Annotated in this window: 20 protein-coding genes; 6 read left to right on the top strand and 14 right to left on the bottom strand. The window is 33.7% G+C overall.

Translation table 11 applies throughout. The features are described from left to right. Positions 1-3: 3 nt before the first annotated feature. A complete protein-coding gene (locus ABD745_RS06850; RefSeq protein ID WP_344827119.1) occupies positions 4-582 on the top strand; it encodes an RDD family protein in 579 nt (192 codons plus the stop codon). A 39-nt stretch (positions 583-621) separates the two neighbouring features. Here the strand turns inward: ABD745_RS06850 and ABD745_RS06845 are convergent, their stop codons facing one another. From ABD745_RS06845 to ABD745_RS06835, 3 genes are all read right to left on the bottom strand, one after another. Next, positions 622-1,326, bottom strand: coding sequence for a hypothetical protein (locus tag ABD745_RS06845; protein WP_344827116.1), 705 nt, complete (start codon positions 1,324-1,326; stop codon positions 622-624). 100 nt (positions 1,327-1,426) lie between these two features. Continuing rightward, positions 1,427-2,998: a M20/M25/M40 family metallo-hydrolase gene (locus tag ABD745_RS06840; protein ID WP_344827114.1), complete on the bottom strand. Its 1,572-nt coding sequence runs from the start codon at positions 2,996-2,998 to the stop codon at positions 1,427-1,429. 147 nt (positions 2,999-3,145) lie between these two features. Beyond that, positions 3,146-3,322, bottom strand: a complete 177-nt coding sequence (locus tag ABD745_RS06835; RefSeq protein ID WP_027381692.1) for a histone H1 — start codon at positions 3,320-3,322, stop codon at positions 3,146-3,148. A gap of 344 nt (positions 3,323-3,666) precedes the next feature. Between ABD745_RS06835 and ABD745_RS06830 the strand changes: the two genes are divergently transcribed. Next, positions 3,667-4,629 carry a beta-1,6-N-acetylglucosaminyltransferase gene (locus tag ABD745_RS06830; RefSeq protein WP_344827108.1) on the top strand — a complete coding sequence of 321 codons (963 nt, stop codon included), beginning with the start codon at positions 3,667-3,669 and terminating at the stop codon, positions 4,627-4,629. A 113-nt stretch (positions 4,630-4,742) separates the two neighbouring features. Here the strand turns inward: ABD745_RS06830 and ABD745_RS06825 are convergent, their stop codons facing one another. The 10 genes from ABD745_RS06825 to ABD745_RS06780 all read right to left on the bottom strand — a co-directional run bounded on the left by ABD745_RS06825 (position 4,743) and on the right by ABD745_RS06780 (position 11,568). Beyond that, positions 4,743-5,660: a hypothetical protein gene (locus ABD745_RS06825; protein WP_344827105.1), complete on the bottom strand. Its 918-nt coding sequence runs from the start codon at positions 5,658-5,660 to the stop codon at positions 4,743-4,745. Between the two features lie 11 nt (positions 5,661-5,671). Then, a complete protein-coding gene (locus ABD745_RS06820; RefSeq protein WP_344827102.1) occupies positions 5,672-6,526 on the bottom strand; it encodes a hypothetical protein in 855 nt (284 codons plus the stop codon). 10 nt (positions 6,527-6,536) lie between these two features. Continuing rightward, on the bottom strand, positions 6,537-7,208 hold the full coding sequence (locus ABD745_RS06815) for a hypothetical protein (RefSeq protein ID WP_344827099.1): 672 nt from the start codon (positions 7,206-7,208) through the stop codon (positions 6,537-6,539). A 280-nt stretch (positions 7,209-7,488) separates the two neighbouring features. Continuing rightward, entirely contained in the window at positions 7,489-7,668 is a 180-nt protein-coding gene (locus ABD745_RS06810; protein WP_344827096.1) for a hypothetical protein, read from the bottom strand. A gap of 247 nt (positions 7,669-7,915) precedes the next feature. Further along, complete coding sequence (locus tag ABD745_RS06805) at positions 7,916-8,239, bottom strand: helix-turn-helix domain-containing protein (RefSeq protein ID WP_344827094.1); 324 nt, start codon at positions 8,237-8,239, stop codon at positions 7,916-7,918. Between the two features lie 4 nt (positions 8,240-8,243). Continuing rightward, positions 8,244-8,663, bottom strand: coding sequence for a S1 domain-containing protein (locus ABD745_RS06800; RefSeq protein WP_344827091.1), 420 nt, complete (start codon positions 8,661-8,663; stop codon positions 8,244-8,246). A 61-nt stretch (positions 8,664-8,724) separates the two neighbouring features. Continuing rightward, a complete protein-coding gene (locus tag ABD745_RS06795; protein WP_047400013.1) occupies positions 8,725-8,943 on the bottom strand; it encodes a hypothetical protein in 219 nt (72 codons plus the stop codon). A gap of 63 nt (positions 8,944-9,006) precedes the next feature. Further along, a complete protein-coding gene (locus tag ABD745_RS06790; protein ID WP_344827087.1) occupies positions 9,007-9,807 on the bottom strand; it encodes a hypothetical protein in 801 nt (266 codons plus the stop codon). Between the two features lie 18 nt (positions 9,808-9,825). Continuing rightward, the gene (locus tag ABD745_RS06785; RefSeq protein WP_344827083.1) at positions 9,826-10,731 is read right to left on the bottom strand and encodes a hypothetical protein; all 906 of its coding nucleotides are present in this window, start codon (positions 10,729-10,731) and stop codon (positions 9,826-9,828) included. A gap of 18 nt (positions 10,732-10,749) precedes the next feature. Beyond that, a complete protein-coding gene (locus tag ABD745_RS06780) occupies positions 10,750-11,568 on the bottom strand; it encodes a hypothetical protein (RefSeq protein WP_344827081.1) in 819 nt (272 codons plus the stop codon). Between the two features lie 501 nt (positions 11,569-12,069). On the opposite strand from ABD745_RS06780, the gene ABD745_RS06775 reads away from it, so the two are divergent. Continuing rightward, positions 12,070-13,710 carry a helix-turn-helix domain-containing protein gene (locus ABD745_RS06775; protein ID WP_344827079.1) on the top strand — a complete coding sequence of 547 codons (1,641 nt, stop codon included), beginning with the start codon at positions 12,070-12,072 and terminating at the stop codon, positions 13,708-13,710. Between the two features lie 42 nt (positions 13,711-13,752). Here ABD745_RS06775 and ABD745_RS06770 read toward each other — a convergent pair whose 3' ends face one another. Beyond that, on the bottom strand, positions 13,753-14,508 hold the full coding sequence (locus tag ABD745_RS06770) for an SDR family oxidoreductase (RefSeq protein WP_344827076.1): 756 nt from the start codon (positions 14,506-14,508) through the stop codon (positions 13,753-13,755). 634 nt (positions 14,509-15,142) lie between these two features. Here ABD745_RS06770 and ABD745_RS06765 point away from each other — a divergent pair. From ABD745_RS06765 to ABD745_RS06755, 3 genes are all read left to right on the top strand, one after another. Then, a complete protein-coding gene (locus tag ABD745_RS06765; protein WP_344827073.1) occupies positions 15,143-15,592 on the top strand; it encodes a MarR family winged helix-turn-helix transcriptional regulator in 450 nt (149 codons plus the stop codon). 22 nt (positions 15,593-15,614) lie between these two features. After that, the gene (locus ABD745_RS06760) at positions 15,615-16,463 is read left to right on the top strand and encodes a universal stress protein (RefSeq protein ID WP_344827071.1); all 849 of its coding nucleotides are present in this window, start codon (positions 15,615-15,617) and stop codon (positions 16,461-16,463) included. A 355-nt stretch (positions 16,464-16,818) separates the two neighbouring features. Next, positions 16,819-18,219, top strand: coding sequence for a glycoside hydrolase family 28 protein (locus tag ABD745_RS06755; protein WP_344827068.1), 1,401 nt, complete (start codon positions 16,819-16,821; stop codon positions 18,217-18,219). Positions 18,220-18,222: the final 3 nt, after the last annotated feature.

Here is an 18,222-nt window from a genome sequence, read left to right as displayed (position 1 = left end):
GGCTTGAAAATATCAGAAATTAAAGAAAGAAAAATCATCCACAGACCGACTCCGGATTTCGACGAGTACGGGAAAAGAATCTATCACGCTTATGAATATTATTTAGCCTATAATCCTGGTTTTAAAGGAAATGAAACCCAAAGATTATTTGCAAAGTGGATCGATATGGCTGTGTTTACTTTAATTTTTCATTTTATATTCAATAAAGTTCTTATTGTCAGTATTTTACTTTCTATTCCTTGTGTAATTATGTTTGGAACGATCACTGAATTTTATTGGGGAACAACTTTAGGAAAGAAAATCTTCAGAATGAAAGTAATTGATGATGAGGGAAATTATCCTAAATTATTAAAATCACTACAAAGAAATCTTTTATGTCTGGCCAATTTCTATCCTGTTTTTTCAGAATATACTGTAAAAACTGTTGCTATGGGAAGACGGACAGGAACCCGAATGAATTTCAGTATGCATCTCAACAATGAAATCTGTAAAACTTATATTGTAAAAGAAAGCAAAATAGATGAAATAAGAAGCCTGCTGGATATAGAACAACACCAAAATAAAGAGCGACTTATTGAGTAAGCCGCTCTTTGTTATTGAAGATTATTATATCTATTAGGGTTAATATTTGAAATCAGCTCTTTTAATGCCTTTGTTGTAATATAAGTCAATTAAGGTTACTACCTGATCTCCATCCTCAGACTGAAATGTATTTTTTGAGCAGTAAAGAAGATCTCCAAATTTTTTATATTCATTACAAAGAATGGTGGAAAAAGAACCCTTTGAAGGGTTTTCTTTGACTTCTTTTTTTAATAAAAAACTTTCAGTATCGTAATATAAATTGGTTATGCTTCCATCTTTAGCTATTGCTTTTATCTTATGAAGCTTTTGGTCATTATCTGTTTCTACAAACTCAACATTATATATTGTAGGATCCAGATAAGCCAATTCATTCATAATATATTTTCTATCGAGCTTATCCTTAAACTCTTCCTGATCTGCAATTTTTTTCTCGCCGTTTACCATATTATAGCCTGTTTTACCGTCAAACCAAGACCTGTAAACAATTCTTCCCTGATATTCTACCTCAAAGCTTCCCATATTTGGAGCCATTTCTTTTGTGATATAATTCACATTTCTTCCATCTGTTATTGTGGAAGACTTAGAATAAAGAGTTTTTATACTGTTCAGAAGCTCTTTGCCCCCTGTAGCCTTAACAGCTTTCTCAATAATTTCTTTACCTTTAGTTTCGTTTGTGCTTTGAGAAAAAACAAAATTGCTTGATATTACAGTGCAAACTGTTAAAATTGTAGGTATTAGTTTCATTTTAAATTTTAATTATTTTGCTAAATTATTAAATCTGTCTTATTTAAAAAGTGTTATCAGATTGCCTTTTTATTAATTATTCTGAAATTTATATTTTCTATTATCTAAAATCCTTAGAATCCCTTATCGGTTTTTTCACTTCCGGCCATTTTGTAACCTGACCTTTGTCGTCAAGAGGCATTGCTCTCTTTTCCCTGCTTGTAAATTCAGGATCTTCTGAAGCCATGTAAGCTAAAGTTGCTGTAAGAATCACATTATTTTTGACCTCATCAAAAATAATTTTATCATAAGTATCTTTGGTCGTGTGCCAAGTGTAGCCAAAATATCCCCAATTCAAAGAACCCAGACCAAATGCGGGAACTCCCGCTGCAACAAATGAAGCATGATCTGAACCTCCTCCTCCAGGCATTCCCGGAAAATCTGTTTTGATCTGATCTTTAACATTTTTAGGAGCGACATTCAGCCATTTCCCGATGTAATCGTAAGCATTCACAAAACCTTGTCCGCTTATGTTCACTACTCTACCCGTTCCGTTATCCTGATTGAAAACAGCCTGAGCTCCTTTAATAATTTCAGGATTATCGGCTACAAAACCTCTCGATCCGTTTAAACCCTGTTCCTCGCTTCCCCAAAGTCCAACAACAATTGTTCTCTTATTATTTGGATAATATTTTTTCAGAATTCTCATCGTTTCAAGCATTGTAAGAACTCCTGTTCCGTTGTCTGTCGCACCTTGGGCACCATCCCAAGAATCTAAATGAGCAGAGAGAATCACATATTCATCTGGTTTTTCTTTTCCTTTGATCATTCCGATTGTGTTGAAAGTTTTCGCTTCAGGAAGTACTTTTGACTGAGTTTCAACTTTAATTCTCGGTTTCTGACCGTTTTCAGCCATTCTGCACAGCATTCCATAATCTTCAACATCAATATCGATCATTGGAATTTTTGTAGTTTTTGCACCGAAGATTCTGTTCGCTCCCATGATTCCCGTCCAGTTGGAAATGGAAATCCCTGCAGCTCCGGCTTTTTCTAAAGCTTCAGGAAGTGTATTGTTATCATAGCCAATACTTTTCACGTAATCAGTAAAATCTTTTGTTGCCTTTGCTTTTTCTGCTTTTAGTTTTTCATATAATTCGGGAGTTGCAAATTCTTTGATTTGCTCATCAGAACGACCGATTTTTTGATATTGAGCAATTAAAACGATCTTTCCTTTCGCAGAAGGAAGCCATTTATCAAATTCAGCTTTTGAAGACACTTTCGGAAGGATAGTTACTTCAGCTTCAATTGCTTTTTTAGTTGAAGGACTCCAGGCTAACTGTGTTGCAGCCAAAGTTTTTACACGAGGATAAATCATATCAACATGCGTAATTCCCCTTTGCCATCCTTTCCATGTTCCGAATTGCTGCAGATTGGCTTCAATATCCCAGGAACGAAGCTTATTTGCCGTCCAGTTATTTGCCGCCAACATTTCAGGAGTGCCTACCAAACGCGGTCCGATTCCGTCAAGAAGTTCAAAAGCCATGTTTTCCAGCTGAGAATTACTATTCACTTCATTCACGAAACTCTGAACAACCGGATTAAGCTTTTCCTGAGAAATAGCAGTCGTCTGAGCCAAAGAAAATTGTGTTGCCACAACCATCGCGGGCATCACAAAAAATCTGTTTATCTTCATAGTTTTATTGATTGGTTTAAAGATAAAAAGATTCGGTCGGAATATAAAATAAAAGGAGAAAATTGCCTTAAATAAAAGAAAAATTAAAGCTGAATAATAATGAAGAGAAATAAAAAAAACCGACTTAAAAAGCCGGTTCGGGAATAACTATTTTTTTGATTCTTCAACAGAAACTTTTCTGAAATCTTTGAACAGTTTGCTTAGTTCCAAAGCTGCTTTACGAGCTCTTGTTCCAGCTGCTTTGTTTCCTTTTTCTGCTTGTTGGTTTGCTTCAGTTGTGAAAGCTTCAAATTCCGCGTTGATTTTTTCAATTAGTTCTTTCATTATTTTTAAAATTTAGGGTGCAAATATAGGTTTTATGGTAATTCCAGCCTAATTGTGGAGAAAAAATTTGTGAGAATTAACCAAAATTAATCTTTTATACTCTTATAAATACTCATTTTAAATATTTAGCCGGATGTATGTCTTTTAATTTTTTTATATTTTTATTCTAAACTCATTTAATTTAATTCAAAAAACACCTCTTTAATTTGAAATTAAATCATCCATTCAGTTAATTAGAAACAATTTTAAACAAAAATACCATTTAATTGTTGTATATTTATAAAAATGTCTATTAATACTTTATAAAATAAGTTGTAAACATTAAAAATTTAAATTAAATAAAATTGAAAAATGTTTATATAAGCGAGAGCGATGGACACAGCATCGGAAATATCCCGATGAAACCTATCAATATTGCTTACTTGATTTTAGTACACCGTTTACCCAATCAATTCAAAAAACTTTTTAAAGCCATCTACGATCCTTCTAATTTTTATCTTATTCACATTGATAAAAAAGCAAATGAACAAATCGGGGAAGAGGTAACAGATTTTCTATATAAATACCCGAATGTACATATTCTTAAAAGCGAAAATGTAATCTGGGGAGGCTACAGCATGGTACAGGCAGAATTGGACGGCATGAAATATCTGCTGGAAATGGACGCAAAATGGGATTATTTCATTAATCTGAGCGGTCAGGATTACCCTTTAAAATCACAAAAAATAATCAAAGATTTTTTATCTCAAAACAATGGAAAAAATTACATAAAATTTGCCGATCAGGAAAAAAACAGACCTGAAACAATGAACAGGATTGAAAATTATTTCGAAGAAACGGAGGATAAAATTTCGGATAAAACGCATAAAAGAGAATTCATGAAAGACGTTGTTCCTTATATCGGAGGACAATGGATGATCTTAACGAGAAGCTGCTGCGAATTTATCAGTAATAATATGGAAGTGAAGAAATTTGAAGATTATTATCTGAATACTTTAATTGCTGATGAAGCTTTCTTCCAAACGGTTTTAATGAATACTTCTTTTGACGGTATTCTGATCGATGACGATAAAAGAGCCATCATCTGGATTCCCGATGGCGATATTAAATTACGCCCGAAAACGTTCACCGAAACTGATTTGAACTTCCTTCAGACCGGAAATCATCTTTTTGCCAGAAAGTTTGACGACAATGTTGACAATAAAATAATCGAAAGTATTAAAATTCAATATGATAGACCTTTTAAAACTTTTGCAAAGGTCGCAGATATTAAGAGTCTAAACATAAATTTTAATCACTTGAATTAAATACTCACAACAGTTGCATTTAAATAAAAAAACCTTGAAAAATCAAGGTTTTTTTGGCTATTAATATGTATTTGTGATTGTAAGGCACAAAATCTGGATTAAAAAAGCTGTCTTTATTGCTCTACTATAGTGAGTGCATTATAAACCCCGCTTCCCGAAACATCAAACTGGCTTAAGGTAGTATCTGTAAAAGCCAATGTAATCCAGGAAAAAGGTCTTAGCTTATCCCCTTGATTTAAGTATACACTTACCGTACAGGCAGAACCTACAGGCACTTGATTAGAGGCACCAGCTCCCGAATCCGAAGCATAACCATTATTGGTTTTTACCCTTTGAGTAATCGTACCTGATGAATTTCTAACTTCCCAAATGGCTTCTGTTTGGTTATTAGCTCCTGTATTTACATTAGCAGCTTGCAATGCATAGGTAAATGTGGCAAAATATACACCGGCTCGTGGCGCTATAAACTCACCTGTAGCCGGATTGAAATTAGAAGTTGACACACCTGAGTCGGAATCTAATACTTCTGTCCAATTGGTTAAATAAGACGATCTACGCTGCATAATACCTGATTTTGTACCTATTTCTGAAGGAGTTCCGCTTTCAAATACATAAGTATCCTGTGTAGTTTTATTTGCCATTACTACAATACGTGGTTTTCCTTTAGGATAAAAACTAACCCAATTTGTACCGTCCGAAAATTCCAAATAACCCTTTACTCCAATTGCAGGACTTGCAACATAGCGTAATGCACCTGCACCGGCGGCTGCGGCTGTTTTGTTGGTATTTCCTACCGCTAAAGAACCATTAGTACCAGAGCGTAGATCTATCGCTACCTTCGGACTCGTGATCAACACTCCTATTTTACCTGTATTATCTACAATTACATTTCCTGCATTTGTTTTAATTTCTACAGGATTTACAGGATTTTGTACACCTATTCCTATTTGAGCGTTGGCGTTTGTTACAAAAAATAACACAGGTATAAAAGTACCAACTAAGCTTTTTATTTTATTTTGTAATATTATCATTGTTATACTTTTTATAATTCGCTGATGCTGAAATTATTTAATGTTCGATCAGAAACAGTATTTCTTGCACTACCCGTAGTCTGCTTAACAGAAAACTGAATCTGGTTACCTGCCTTAAGCTGGAAAATAGCGTTGCAATTACCACTTATAAAATTACTTACTATGGTAGCTTGGTATGCAGGATAAGAATTTACCGTTATAAATTTTGGAATTGTAGTAGCCATACCGGTACCTGAAGAACCTAAAACACTTTCTATTGCTGTTTCTATATAGCTGTTTCTGGCTATACTATTGCTGGTTAAAGTAATACTGAAAGATACCAGATAAAAACCATCACGTGGTGCAGTAAAAATGCTATTGGTAGTATCAAAATCATTACCTGCATCAAAAGCTTCTTTCCAGCCTTTTATAATAGTAGAAGTACCTGAAGGAACACTTACGCCTGTATCAATATAAGCATTAACAAGTGCCTTGGTTGGTGCCGTAAGTGGTAAAGCAATCCATTGTTCCCCATCAGAATAATCTAAAAAACCACCACTATTATAACGTATAGCACCAGCTCCGGCCGCAACTGGAGTCTGCGTATTAGTTCCAACACCAATAAGTCCTTTATTATCCGGCGAGCGAACATCTACTTTTGTTACAGGATTTAAAAGCCCAACTCCTAACTTACCATCCGATGTCATGATCACATCATTAGACAGCTTTGCGGCATCCGGTGTAGTACCATTATCTTTTGCAGCATCTATTTGCAGAGGATGTACAGGATTGGGAGTAAAAAAACCTGTTTGTGCAGCTATTGTACCGGCAGAAAAAATTAAAATACAAGCCAACAATTTATATCTGATATTAATTTTCTTTTTCATAATCTGTCTTTTAATGTTCTATAATGGTTAAATTATTAAACCCATCATCCGGATTTGCGGGGTCTGAAGAATTACTGGTAACTCTAAGTGCAATAGAACCGCTTGTAAGAGTATGAAGCAACTTTGCCTTTACCGTTGTACCAGCATTTAAGGTAAGTGTAACGGTACTGGAACCTCCGGCCTGGGTAGACCGGATACTACCCGAACCGTCTCCACCGGCGGAAGTATCACCTGTCATTGACTGTCCGAATGTTTTATAAACACTTGCCAGCACTACATTTGTAGTAGTATTCACAAACTGCGACTCTACTCTGGAACCATCATTAATAATGGTACCAACAAAATCAAAGGTTAATAAAAAAGTGTAAGTGCCATTACGGGGAGCAGTAAAAATACCTGTTGCCGGATCGAAACTGCTGCTCATATCACGAACTTCAGTCCAACCGGTAATATCAGTACCTGCAGGTGCTATTGCAAGCGATGAAATTTTACGTTCAACCACTACTGCTTTTTGAGGCGCAACATAGACTCTTTTCCACGATAAGTTATCGGATACATCTATTGCAGGACCGGTACCAAGAGGTGATACTGCATCATATCGAATAGCACCTGCGGCAGCTGCAGCGGCACTCATCGTTGTAGTTCCTAAACCTAAAGCATTTTCTATACCTGCAGATCTCATATCTAGCTTTACCTGTGGGTTGAGAACACCTACACCTATAAAACCAGTTGTCTTGTTTATCAGAACATCATTAGCTACCTGCGCTGCTGTTGGTGTTCCTGTTGTTGCATTATCCTTAGTACCATCTATATGCAGAGCTCCTTGTGGATTACTGGTGCCTATCCCGGTTTGAGCATAGGCTGAACCAATACAACAAGAAAATATTGACAGCAGTATTATTCTATTTATTTTTTTATTCATCTGTTTTTTGTGAAATTTAAATTATTATAATAGTGTCGGTTTAGAAGATGATTTCATAAAGCAGATCATTTGTCTCATTTCCCTTATCATTCAAAGATGGAAATGTGATTATTTCAGAGTTTACAGAAGAACCTCTGGTTGGTGGATCAGTGGTTTCTTTACAATTTTCATTGTTAATTCCTATTTGGGCAGAAACTAATGATGAAACTATAAGTACCAACGAGGGCAATTTTTCATTCATTTTATATGTATTTAATTATGTTTAATAATTGAACCAATGAAGATTACATTCAGAAAATCCTTATTATTTTTAAAAATGTATCACTATTGAGTTCGGTTGTAAAAATTGACTCTTTTTTAAGTAAGAAAGAGTCAATATATTTTGTAATTGGGTATTGGAATGTATTTGATGTAATAACAAAAAGCTGATTATCAATATTTTTTTGGAATAACAGAATTTACAATCCTTACACTAAAAACTGACTTTTCCATTTTGTGACAGTATTCCTGCTTAGTTTAAAATGTCTGGCAAGTTCGGAGTTATTCAACTTATTTTTTTTCTGATATTCTAATATTTGAAAAATTGTTTCTTCATTGTAAGAACGATGCTTTTGGTCGAATTCAGAGCTTTCTTTAGAGTTTCTATTGAAAAGAATTTTACTCATTTCTATAATATCTAGTGTTGACAAGCTAGATTTAGATAATAATTGACTGCATCTTTCTTTTTTTTCAGGATATTTTAAATTAATCATATCGCTGTATATTTTTTTATAATCAGGTGTTTTTTCCATATCTTCATTCTTGTTTTTTAAACTGATGATATTTGCTTATCCATTTATACAGAGTCGTTTTGGGAATTTTGTACTCTTCTATAATCTGTGCTTTTGTCTTAGCTCCATTTTCTATCTGCTCCAAAATAAAATCTACCACTTCTTTGGTGTAAATATTTTTTCTGTAATATGGTAGTAAGGATTGCTTATTGGCAACATTATTATAATGAACGTTGGCTTGAGGAGCATATAAAATCAAATATTGTGAATAAATCCTGAAAAAATCATATTCAAGTAAAATACTTAGTTTCAATACAATATCAGTATCCAAAGATTTTTGGGATTGCATTGATTTCCATTCCGGATCTGTACATTTTAAAAATTTACATATACGGAATGAATCGAATCCCCTTTCTTTCACACGCTGACTTATCAGGTTTCCCATGTGGATATTTTTCAGATCAAGAATCATGAATAAAATATATTATATTTAAAATTTGTGTTTTTTAATAAGTGGTAACATAAATATCTCTTATTTTGTTATCCGTATTATCTGTACAGTATAAAAACAGCCTTTTTTTAATTAATCCGAAAAAATATCTTTTCAGAGTACATTCATATCCAACAGATTGTATCTTTTCGATTTTATACCCTTTTAGTTTCAGTAAAGACTGAGCTTCTAAGATTGTTTTTCCTACAAGTATTTCATAGTTATCTTGTTGCATTTTCTACCAAATAATGTTTATAAATAAATTTTCATTTGTGTTTTCAGAATAATCCAGCCTGATTTATAATACCCTTTCGATACTTACGTTGCTTTCGGCTGTTCCACCAAAATTATAACTGCTGATTGACCATGATGAACCGTCCAGAACCAAACGAAAAGTAACATCATTATTAACATCCAAAAATAAAACGCCATCTGTAGAAACAAGGTAATTTCCTACATTGATAAAAGGTGATGCTTTACCGGACATATATGCCTTCTCTACTCCATTTACCACAACAACTATTGTAATTCTGGCACCATTAAAATCAAATCCTGCTGTAAAACCACTGAATAATACATTAAAATTAATCCTGTATAATCCTTTCTGTCTTATCCTGAAGGTTTCAGAATCTCTTACAACAGACAGATAATCAGAAAATTGAGAACTATTTGCGGGAACAGAAAATTTCAGATTATTAGAACTGCAAAGCTGTAAAAGCTGTCCGAAAAGATCGGAAGTTGACAAGCAGGTCATATTTGTACTGTTAATATTTGCCCGCGTCCATGTTGTTGATTTATTTTTAGCGTTAAAAGCTTGTTCCCACTTTGTCCCGTCATAAACTTTGGTAAGACTTTCCCCTTTATTGTACATCAGCATCGCTTCCATTGTGGCATCGTCATCATATTTATCAGGTTGAGAACTGTTGTATTTCGGTAATATCGTTTCGTTTTCAGCAACAGGAAGAATCAGTACTTTTTGCCCGGAATTTTGAAGTTCCAGCTGAGTGTTGCTGCTGGAAAGTGTTGATCCACCTATAACAACCTGGGAATTTGCCGTCATAAATCCCAACATACCTATAAATGCTAAATATTTTTTCATGTGTTTAATTTTATGGGATTATCTTAATTTTTGAATATTAACAAAGGTTTCTCTATGATCTACCGAATTTGAAAAAGTAGATATTACAGAATCCGTATTTACAGCAGCCTGAAGTCTGATACGGGAGTTTGCAGGTAATGTAACAGAAGCAGAAACGCTTGCACTTTTATTTCCTCCCTGCCCTAAGTCGATAAAAATTCCGCCATATAGCTTCGTTTCCTCAAACGCCAGTGTCGACCAGTTTGTACCTCCATCATAACTGACATCAATACTTACCCAAAACGTAGCATCTTTTCCCAAAGAACCTAATGAAAATCCTCCAAATCCTGTAACTCCGGAAATATGATACAATCCGGCTTGTGGTATTTGGATTACATTATCGCTACCGCTTGTTGGCATTGTAGTATTCAGGTTGTTTACTAATAATTGAGACCTGTTTGTAGTTGGCGACAGCGAAATTGTCTGTTTGCTATTGCTTCCAAAAAGTGCTAAAACACTGCATGTACTTACAGTTATTGGAGTAAATGGCGGAAAAGGATTGGGAACCTGTACTCCTAAACAATTCCATGTTTTTGAATTGGCTGCTTTCCTTCTTGTTAAAAAGGGATTATACCACCCTCCGAGCTGAAGCGCAGGAATCCAGGTGTTTCCATCGTATTTATAATATTGTTTGTCTTCTTTATTGTACAAAATCGCACCTTCCAGAGCAGCTTCATCATTAAAATAATCTTCCTGGGCATTATTATATAATGGAAAAGTGGTAATATTCTCAGCACGGGTAAAAATTACACCCTTATTGGCATCTTTTATGTCTAATAAAGCGTTTTGATGAGCAGAACCAGCTGTTTTCGAAATCATTACCTGTGCATTGAAAAACGTTGCAGCCAGTAAGGCTGCTGCCGATAAATATATTTTAGGATACATAATTTTAGAATTAATGATTTATAAAACAATTTTCTCGAAAATCAACTCACCTGTTCCATAAGTATTATTATTTTGGAAGCTGGTAGACGAGTTAACCAAAGGTGAAAATCCTGATTGCATGAAACCCTGCAAACGGAATTTTTCTCCTGCATTCACTTGTAGAACGATCGATCCGTTGAACACGGGCGAATATCCCAAATTGTCATTGTCACTTGTAAAAGATTTAAAATCAATTGTTGAGAATACAGTTGGAGTTGCAGCCATTGCTTTTTGGAGTCTCAACTGAATTTCATCTGTATTCAGTCCGTTGAAAGTTGCATAAGACCTGTAAGTAATTCTGTATAAACCCGTTTCGTTTACTGTTACAACATTAGACGCTAAAGAAAGGTTAATAGAACTTCCCTGAAAATCAGAACTTCCGTTGTTTACAAGCGAAACAATTCCTGAAGCTGTACAGCCATACGGAGGAAGAAATCCACCATTACAGGAAAGACTGAGGTTGGATGAACGCGAAAAATGGGCAAAATACTGTGGTCTGATATCTACAACATAATTATAGATACTCGACCAATTGGTTCCGTCATGCTCGTAAATTGTACCATTATCCTTACTGTACGCAACTGCTCCCTTAAAATTGTTATCATTATCCGGATCTGCTGCATTACTGATCTGTGAAACGACGGGAAGCAATACTGCTTTTGAAGGTGTTGAAGATTTCACATCCAGAATGGAGTTCTGATGTGGTTCATGATCGGCGGGATTGGGGGCAATACCTATTTGAGCATAGAATAAACTCTCAAAAAGTAATAGGGAAATAAAATAGTGTTTTTTCATCATCAATTTTTTTTAAGTGTTACTAAATGTAAATTGGATAAAACGCATTTTTTTCAAAAGCAATAAATTTTTAATCATTGTTGAGTGTGTGTGTTTTTAGAATCTGTATAACGAAGACTCAGAATTAATTCAATTATTCATTGGATTACAATGCAATGATAGAAACTTTTACAGACCACTTCAAAACAATATGGGTTGTAAATTCGGAAATTAAAACTTAAACAATTCATCAATAATCACTTTGTTATTAATAAATTATATCATTGCGCATTAAAATAAGTCGTATTTTTAACTTAGAAAATTTCAATGGGGAAAAGAAAAAATATTTCGGTTAAATAACACAACAGACGATTTATTAAAATTCATGCTGCTATAACAAACAAGAAACTAAAAACCAACACATTAAACCATTATTCTAAAGTTATAATTTCGGAATATATTACAAAACAAACACAGGTTATTAGCTAAATAGCACTAAAATTGTAATCTAAAAAAAACAATACAATGATGTTTATAAAAAAATTTTATCCTTTACTATTTAGTTTGATTTTCGGTCTTTATTACGCCCAGGTTGGCAATCGAACAATCACAAAAGAAAGCATTGACAGAGAGATTGTATTAAGTAAAAAAAACACTCTTGATCAAAACAAAACCTTAGCTTTATTTTTAAAAATAAATAAGGATGCGAAAAGTATTAATTATAAAGAAGGTATTATAGCCAGCACAAAAAAATTAATGATTCTCTATCACAGTATCGGAGAAGATGAAAAATCGATCGAATATTCTCAAGAACTGGAAAAGCTGGCAAAAGAAATCAATGATAATGAATATATTTCTACAGCAATTATTCAAAGGGCAACTGATCTTTCTTCACTTGGTCTTTTTGATGAAAATTACAAGGAACTTCAAAATGCCAAATATTACGTCAGCAAACTTACAGATGCCAATAGGAAACATTATCATATGTCGCTTATATATCAAGGATTGGCTGCAGGTTATTATATTCCTAAAAAATCACATCAGGATACCATTTTATCCTATTTCAAGAGAAGTTTACAAGAAGCCAAACAAATCACCGACAATAAAAGCAATATGCTACAAACTGATGAGAAATATGACATGATCTCTTATCTTTATATGAATATGGGAATGTTTTATGCGATGATGTATAAGCCTCAAAAGCTGGATATTGCAGAAGAATATTTGAAAAATTCATTAAATACGATCAATAGCAGGAAGTTTACCGAACTTAAAGTAGATAAAATCCCTATTTTAAATTATTTAGGTAATTTTTATTCGGAACAAAATAAGAATACAGAGGCAATTAGCTATGCAAGACAAGTCATAAAACTCGAGAAAAAAGCCAAATCTCCTTCTGCAAGAGTTGCTGCCTATGCGACTTTAACCAACTCTTATGAAGCTATAAAAAATAAAGATTCTACGATTAAATATATGTCTCTTTATACCAATCTTAGCGACAGTTTAGCTCATACCAGTAAATTATCCGCAGATAAAACGATTAAAAAAATCAGTTCAAAACAAGATAAGGTACATAAAGCTAACGAATTACATATCATTATTATTTCCTGCATTATCCTATTGGTGCTTGTTGTATCCGGTTGGTTTTTATGGAAAAGAAATCAAAATAAAATTCATGAAAAATATAAAACAGTCATTGAAAATCTTAAAGATGAAGCAAAAATAAGAGAAACTGAACCTGTTTTAATTAAAATTGAAAATAAAGGTCCCGAAAGTGCCATAAATATCTCTGAAGATACCACCGCTTCCCTATTAAACAAACTCTCTAAATTTGAAAAATCTGAAAAATTCCTGAAAAAAGACATGAATCTTTCCTCTTTATCAAGTTTATTGAATACAAACCCAAGATATCTTTCAGAAATTATAAAGCAACACCGAGGTAAAAATTTCAACAATTACCTTCACGGCTTGCGGATACATTATATAACCAGCAAGTTATATGAAACTCCTGTTTTCCGCGAATATAAAATAAGTTATCTGGCAGATGTTTCCGGATTTTCATCCCGGGAAGTTTTCGCTGTCATTTTCAAAAAAGAAACCGGAGTCACTCCTTCCTATTTCATAAGTCAGCTTAAAAAAGATGAAATGAAACAAGAGGTTGTGTAAAGTAAAAACAGCTGCTAAATTTAGCAGCTGTTTTTTTATGATTTATCGTGTAGTATAACCTCCGTTGGCAAAGATCGTCTGCCCTGTGATCCACCAACCGTCAGTTACTAAAAACTCGATCAGCGGTGCAATATCTTTAATATTCGTCAAGCCACCTAATGCTGAAGCAGATTTGTGATAAGCAACTGCATCAGCACTCTCCTGTCCGTAGAAAAATGGAGTATCCATTGGTCCCGGAGCAACAGCAGTTACAGAAATCCCTCTGCTCCCAAATTCTTTAGAAGCTGCTCTTGTAAAATGCTCTACCGGAGCTTTAGCACCTGCATATGTGGAATACAATCCTGTATAAGCAGCTAATAATGAAGTCACAATAGTACAGATTTTACCGTTATCATTCAGTTTTTTACCTGCTTCCTGCAAAAAGAAATATGCTGATTTGGAATTAATGCCAAACATCAAATCATATTCTGCTTCTGTAGTTTCTGCAAATGGTTTCTTTAGCACCATTCCTACTGTATTTATTGCGATATCAATACCGCCAAATCTGGCAATTGTTTCATCAAATAATTTGGTAACGTTTTCTACTTTAGTTAAATCTCCCTGAAATAAAAACGCTTCCGCTCCCAAAGCCTGAACTTCCGCCAATGTTTTTTCACTTTCGGCTTTAGACCCTTCGCTGTTATAATGTATTGCTAATTTTGCTCCTTTTGCTGCAAAATCTTTGCTTAATAATCCGCCAAGGTTTTTACCTCCCCCGGCAATCAATACCACTTTTCCTTTTACATCGTGTGTTGACATTCTTGATTTTTTTTAATGTTATCACACAAAGATGAACAATGAAAACCACACCTCGCATCTTGAATTCTTAGAAAATTGTAATTAATTCTGAATTTCACACATACATTTAGAATGATTAATTTTAACTGATATTATTCACAGACAATATAAAATTCGCGGTCTCATTATTAAGCAATTTCTCAATATTTTGAAAAAATCGGCTGTCTTTCATTATGAGCCTTAAGATATTGTTGACTTTCCAGCTTATGCAGAACAAAAGGTTATCATTTTCTTTTACACAATGAAAACGTAGTTCAACATTACCGGGTTACCATTATTACCAACAGAACAAATTTCGAATTTAAATAAAAAAATAAACCCCTTAAAAAAGAGGCTCAAAATATAGAGAACTGCTGTTAAAATTATTCTAAAGTATGCGGATTAATCAAAATGAGAATCCAATTATTGGAAATTTTTCTTTACAAAAAATTATATAAAGAAATTCAAATGATAAATATTCTAATATTTATCATTTGAATTAGTTTTAATTAAAACTAATTTTCACTATATTTGTTACAGTCAGTTAATAACATAAAGATTTTTCTGGCCTTTTTACTACTATTTAATCTCATTTATATTCATTACTCATTAAAGTATGCCTGCAAAACAAAATAACATATCAGAATTGGCCTTAGAATTAGGTCTTGCTATGGGCGAAATGAAAAACCGTTTACGCCAGAAAATTCAGGCAAAAATTAATGAGTATGATCCCGATCTTTCTTTTGAGCTTATAGAAATTCTCGGACTTCTATCACGTAACGACGGTATCAATCAGCAGGAAATCGGCAATAAGGTAAGCAAAGACAAATCCAGCATCACTTATCTCATCAACAGTCTTGTGAAACGGGAACTGGTTCAGCGCGTTGAAAATGAAAACGACAGAAGAAATAAGCAGATATTTCTGACTGATAAAGGAAAAAAAATAGTTGAAACTGTTTATCCTTGGGCATTGGAACTTTATAAAAAAGCTGCAGGAGATCTTAATCAAAACGAAATAAAAAATGCCCTTCTTTTAGTAAGAAAAATGACAACAAATCTCGAATAACTAAGTTTTAAATTAATTTAATATGAGAACAATACTGGTACCGGTCGATTTTACCTCAACAACAGAAAATGCAGTAAAAGTCGCTGCAAAATGGGCAACGCAATATGAATATACCCATATTATTCTTTTAAAAACTTCTGAAGAATCGGAATTTGATTATCTGCACATTGCTGAAGGTCATTCATTTGTAAATGAAGAAAGCATCAACAGCCTGCTGGAAAGAACAGAGCTGCGATTAAATGAATTAACCAATATCATTACTGAAAAATCACCCGAAATAAAGGTTTCAAAAGCGATAAGTAACTGGACTCTTACAAGGAGTATCAATGATCTATTAAGCGATCAACCGTCAGTGGAACTGATTATTTTAGGCAGTGACGATAAGGAAACTTCAAATGACAGTTTTGTTTCGGAAAATATTATAAGTATCGCCAGAACAAGCCCCGTTAAGATATTGATTGTTCCTAATAGCTATAATTACAGTACAATAAAAAATATCCTCATCCCATGTGATGTAAACGGCATAACAAAATTAGACAGACTGTTTCATCATAAATCTATCATCCATCAACAGGAGATACAATTAATGTTTCTAAATATACATACAAAAGAAAATAATGATAGTATAGCTGAAAAAAAGAAAGAAATTGAGGAGTATATTCACCAAAACTTAACTGAAATTCCTAGTAATATCTACTACTCTTATGATAAAAATATTATCAACGGAATTCTGACTTTTGCATCTTCAAACAAAGCCGATCTTATTATTGCTTTACCCGGAAAGCACAGTTTTCTATATTATTTGACAAATACAAGTATTTCTGAAGGGATTTATCAGAATGTTAATCAACCTGTTTTGATATTGAAATAGATAACCGTTATCTCTAAGATTGATTTAGATTTAATATTTTTAAAACAAAGTCTTATTAATCCAAAACACTTTTTTATAATAGATTATATATATTGACGTTTCTGTTTGGAATTTTCAAAGATGGTATTTTAAATTTTTCAGAAACTTCTATTTTAAAGTTGTATTTTTTGATATTACTTTCATTAATTCTTTTTTATTTTATCTTTGAATTATGCAATCGATTACATAAATAATGAATGAATTTTATTATACCGACAGTGCAGGATAATTTTTAATTTCAATTATTTTAGATTGCGATAATTAAAGAAAATATTTGAAGATAGCAGCTTTAAAAACTAAACAACTCTCTACCATTATGAAAAAATATGCTTTATTCTTTCTTTTACTCCTAATATCGATTCCATTTTCGGCTCAATATAAACCATGGACTTCAGCACAGCAGCCTTTAAAAGAAATCGATGCCCTGAAAAAACAAATCGTAAAACCCAACTTCAGAAAAAAAGACTATCTGATTACAGATTTTGGTGCCATTGGTGATGGAAAAACAAAAAATACGGAAGCATTCAAGAAAGCGATTGAAAAATGCAATGCAGAAGGCGGAGGAAGAGTTGTCGTTCCAAAAGGAGTTTTTCTGACGGGTGCTATCTATTTAAAAAGTAATGTAAATCTTTATGTAAGTGAAGGTTCTACCATTTTGTTCAGTCAGGACAGCAACGATTATCCGATTGTTTTCACAAGATGGGAAGGAATGGAATGTATGAATTATTCATCTTTAATTTACGCTTACGAAGAACAAAATATCGCAGTAACCGGAAAAGGAACATTAGACGGAAATTCTGACAACGACCATTGGTGGTTTTGGTGTGGAGCTAAACAATACGGCTACAACGAAACCCGTCCGGGAAGGCAAAACCCAGCGCGTGCAAAGCTTCACGAATATATGGCTCAGAGAAAACCTGCAAGAGAAAGAATTTTCGGTGACGGATATTATTTAAGACCAAATTTCGTTCAGCCATATAAATGCAAAAACTTCTGGATGGCAGATGTTCAGGTAAAAAATTCCCCAATGTGGAATCTTAATCCTGTGCTTTGCGAGAATGTTTTGATTGAAAGAGTAAAAGTAATCAGTCATGGTCCCAATAACGATGGTTGCGATCCGGAAGCCTGTAAAAATGTCTGGATTAAAGACTGTTATTTCGATACCGGAGACGATTGTATCGCCATAAAATCCGGAAGAGATGAAGATGGAAGAGACATCGGAAAACCTGCAGAAAATCACATCATCGAAAACTGCGAAATGAAAGACGGTCACGGCGGCGTTGTGATCGGAAGCGAAATTGCAGGCGGAGCAAAAAATATCTACGCCATAGGAAATGTAATGGATAGTAAAAATCTCGACAGAGCTTTAAGAATTAAAACCAGCTCAAGCCGTGGCGGAATCATCGAAAATGTATTTTTCTACAACACAAAAGTTGGCGCTTATAAAGAAGCAGCAGTACGTTTTAATATGCATTATGAAAAACCTGGTAATTTTATTCCGACCATCAGAAATATCTGGGTAGAAAATCTGACAGTAGAAAAAGGCGGGAAATATGCTGTTCTTTCTGATGCTTACGAATCTTCGCCGGTAACAGATTTCACCATGATTAACGCAAAAATGAACGGAGTTGAAATTCCTTATAAAGTTGATTTCTTAAAAAATGTAACATTGAAAAATGTAACTGTTAATGGACAGCCTTTAACCGAATTAAAATAATAG

The organism is Chryseobacterium ginsenosidimutans, from assembly GCF_039536845.1.
Classification (GTDB): domain Bacteria; phylum Bacteroidota; class Bacteroidia; order Flavobacteriales; family Weeksellaceae; genus Chryseobacterium; species Chryseobacterium ginsenosidimutans_B.
This window is presented reverse-complemented; position numbering and strand designations above follow the sequence as displayed.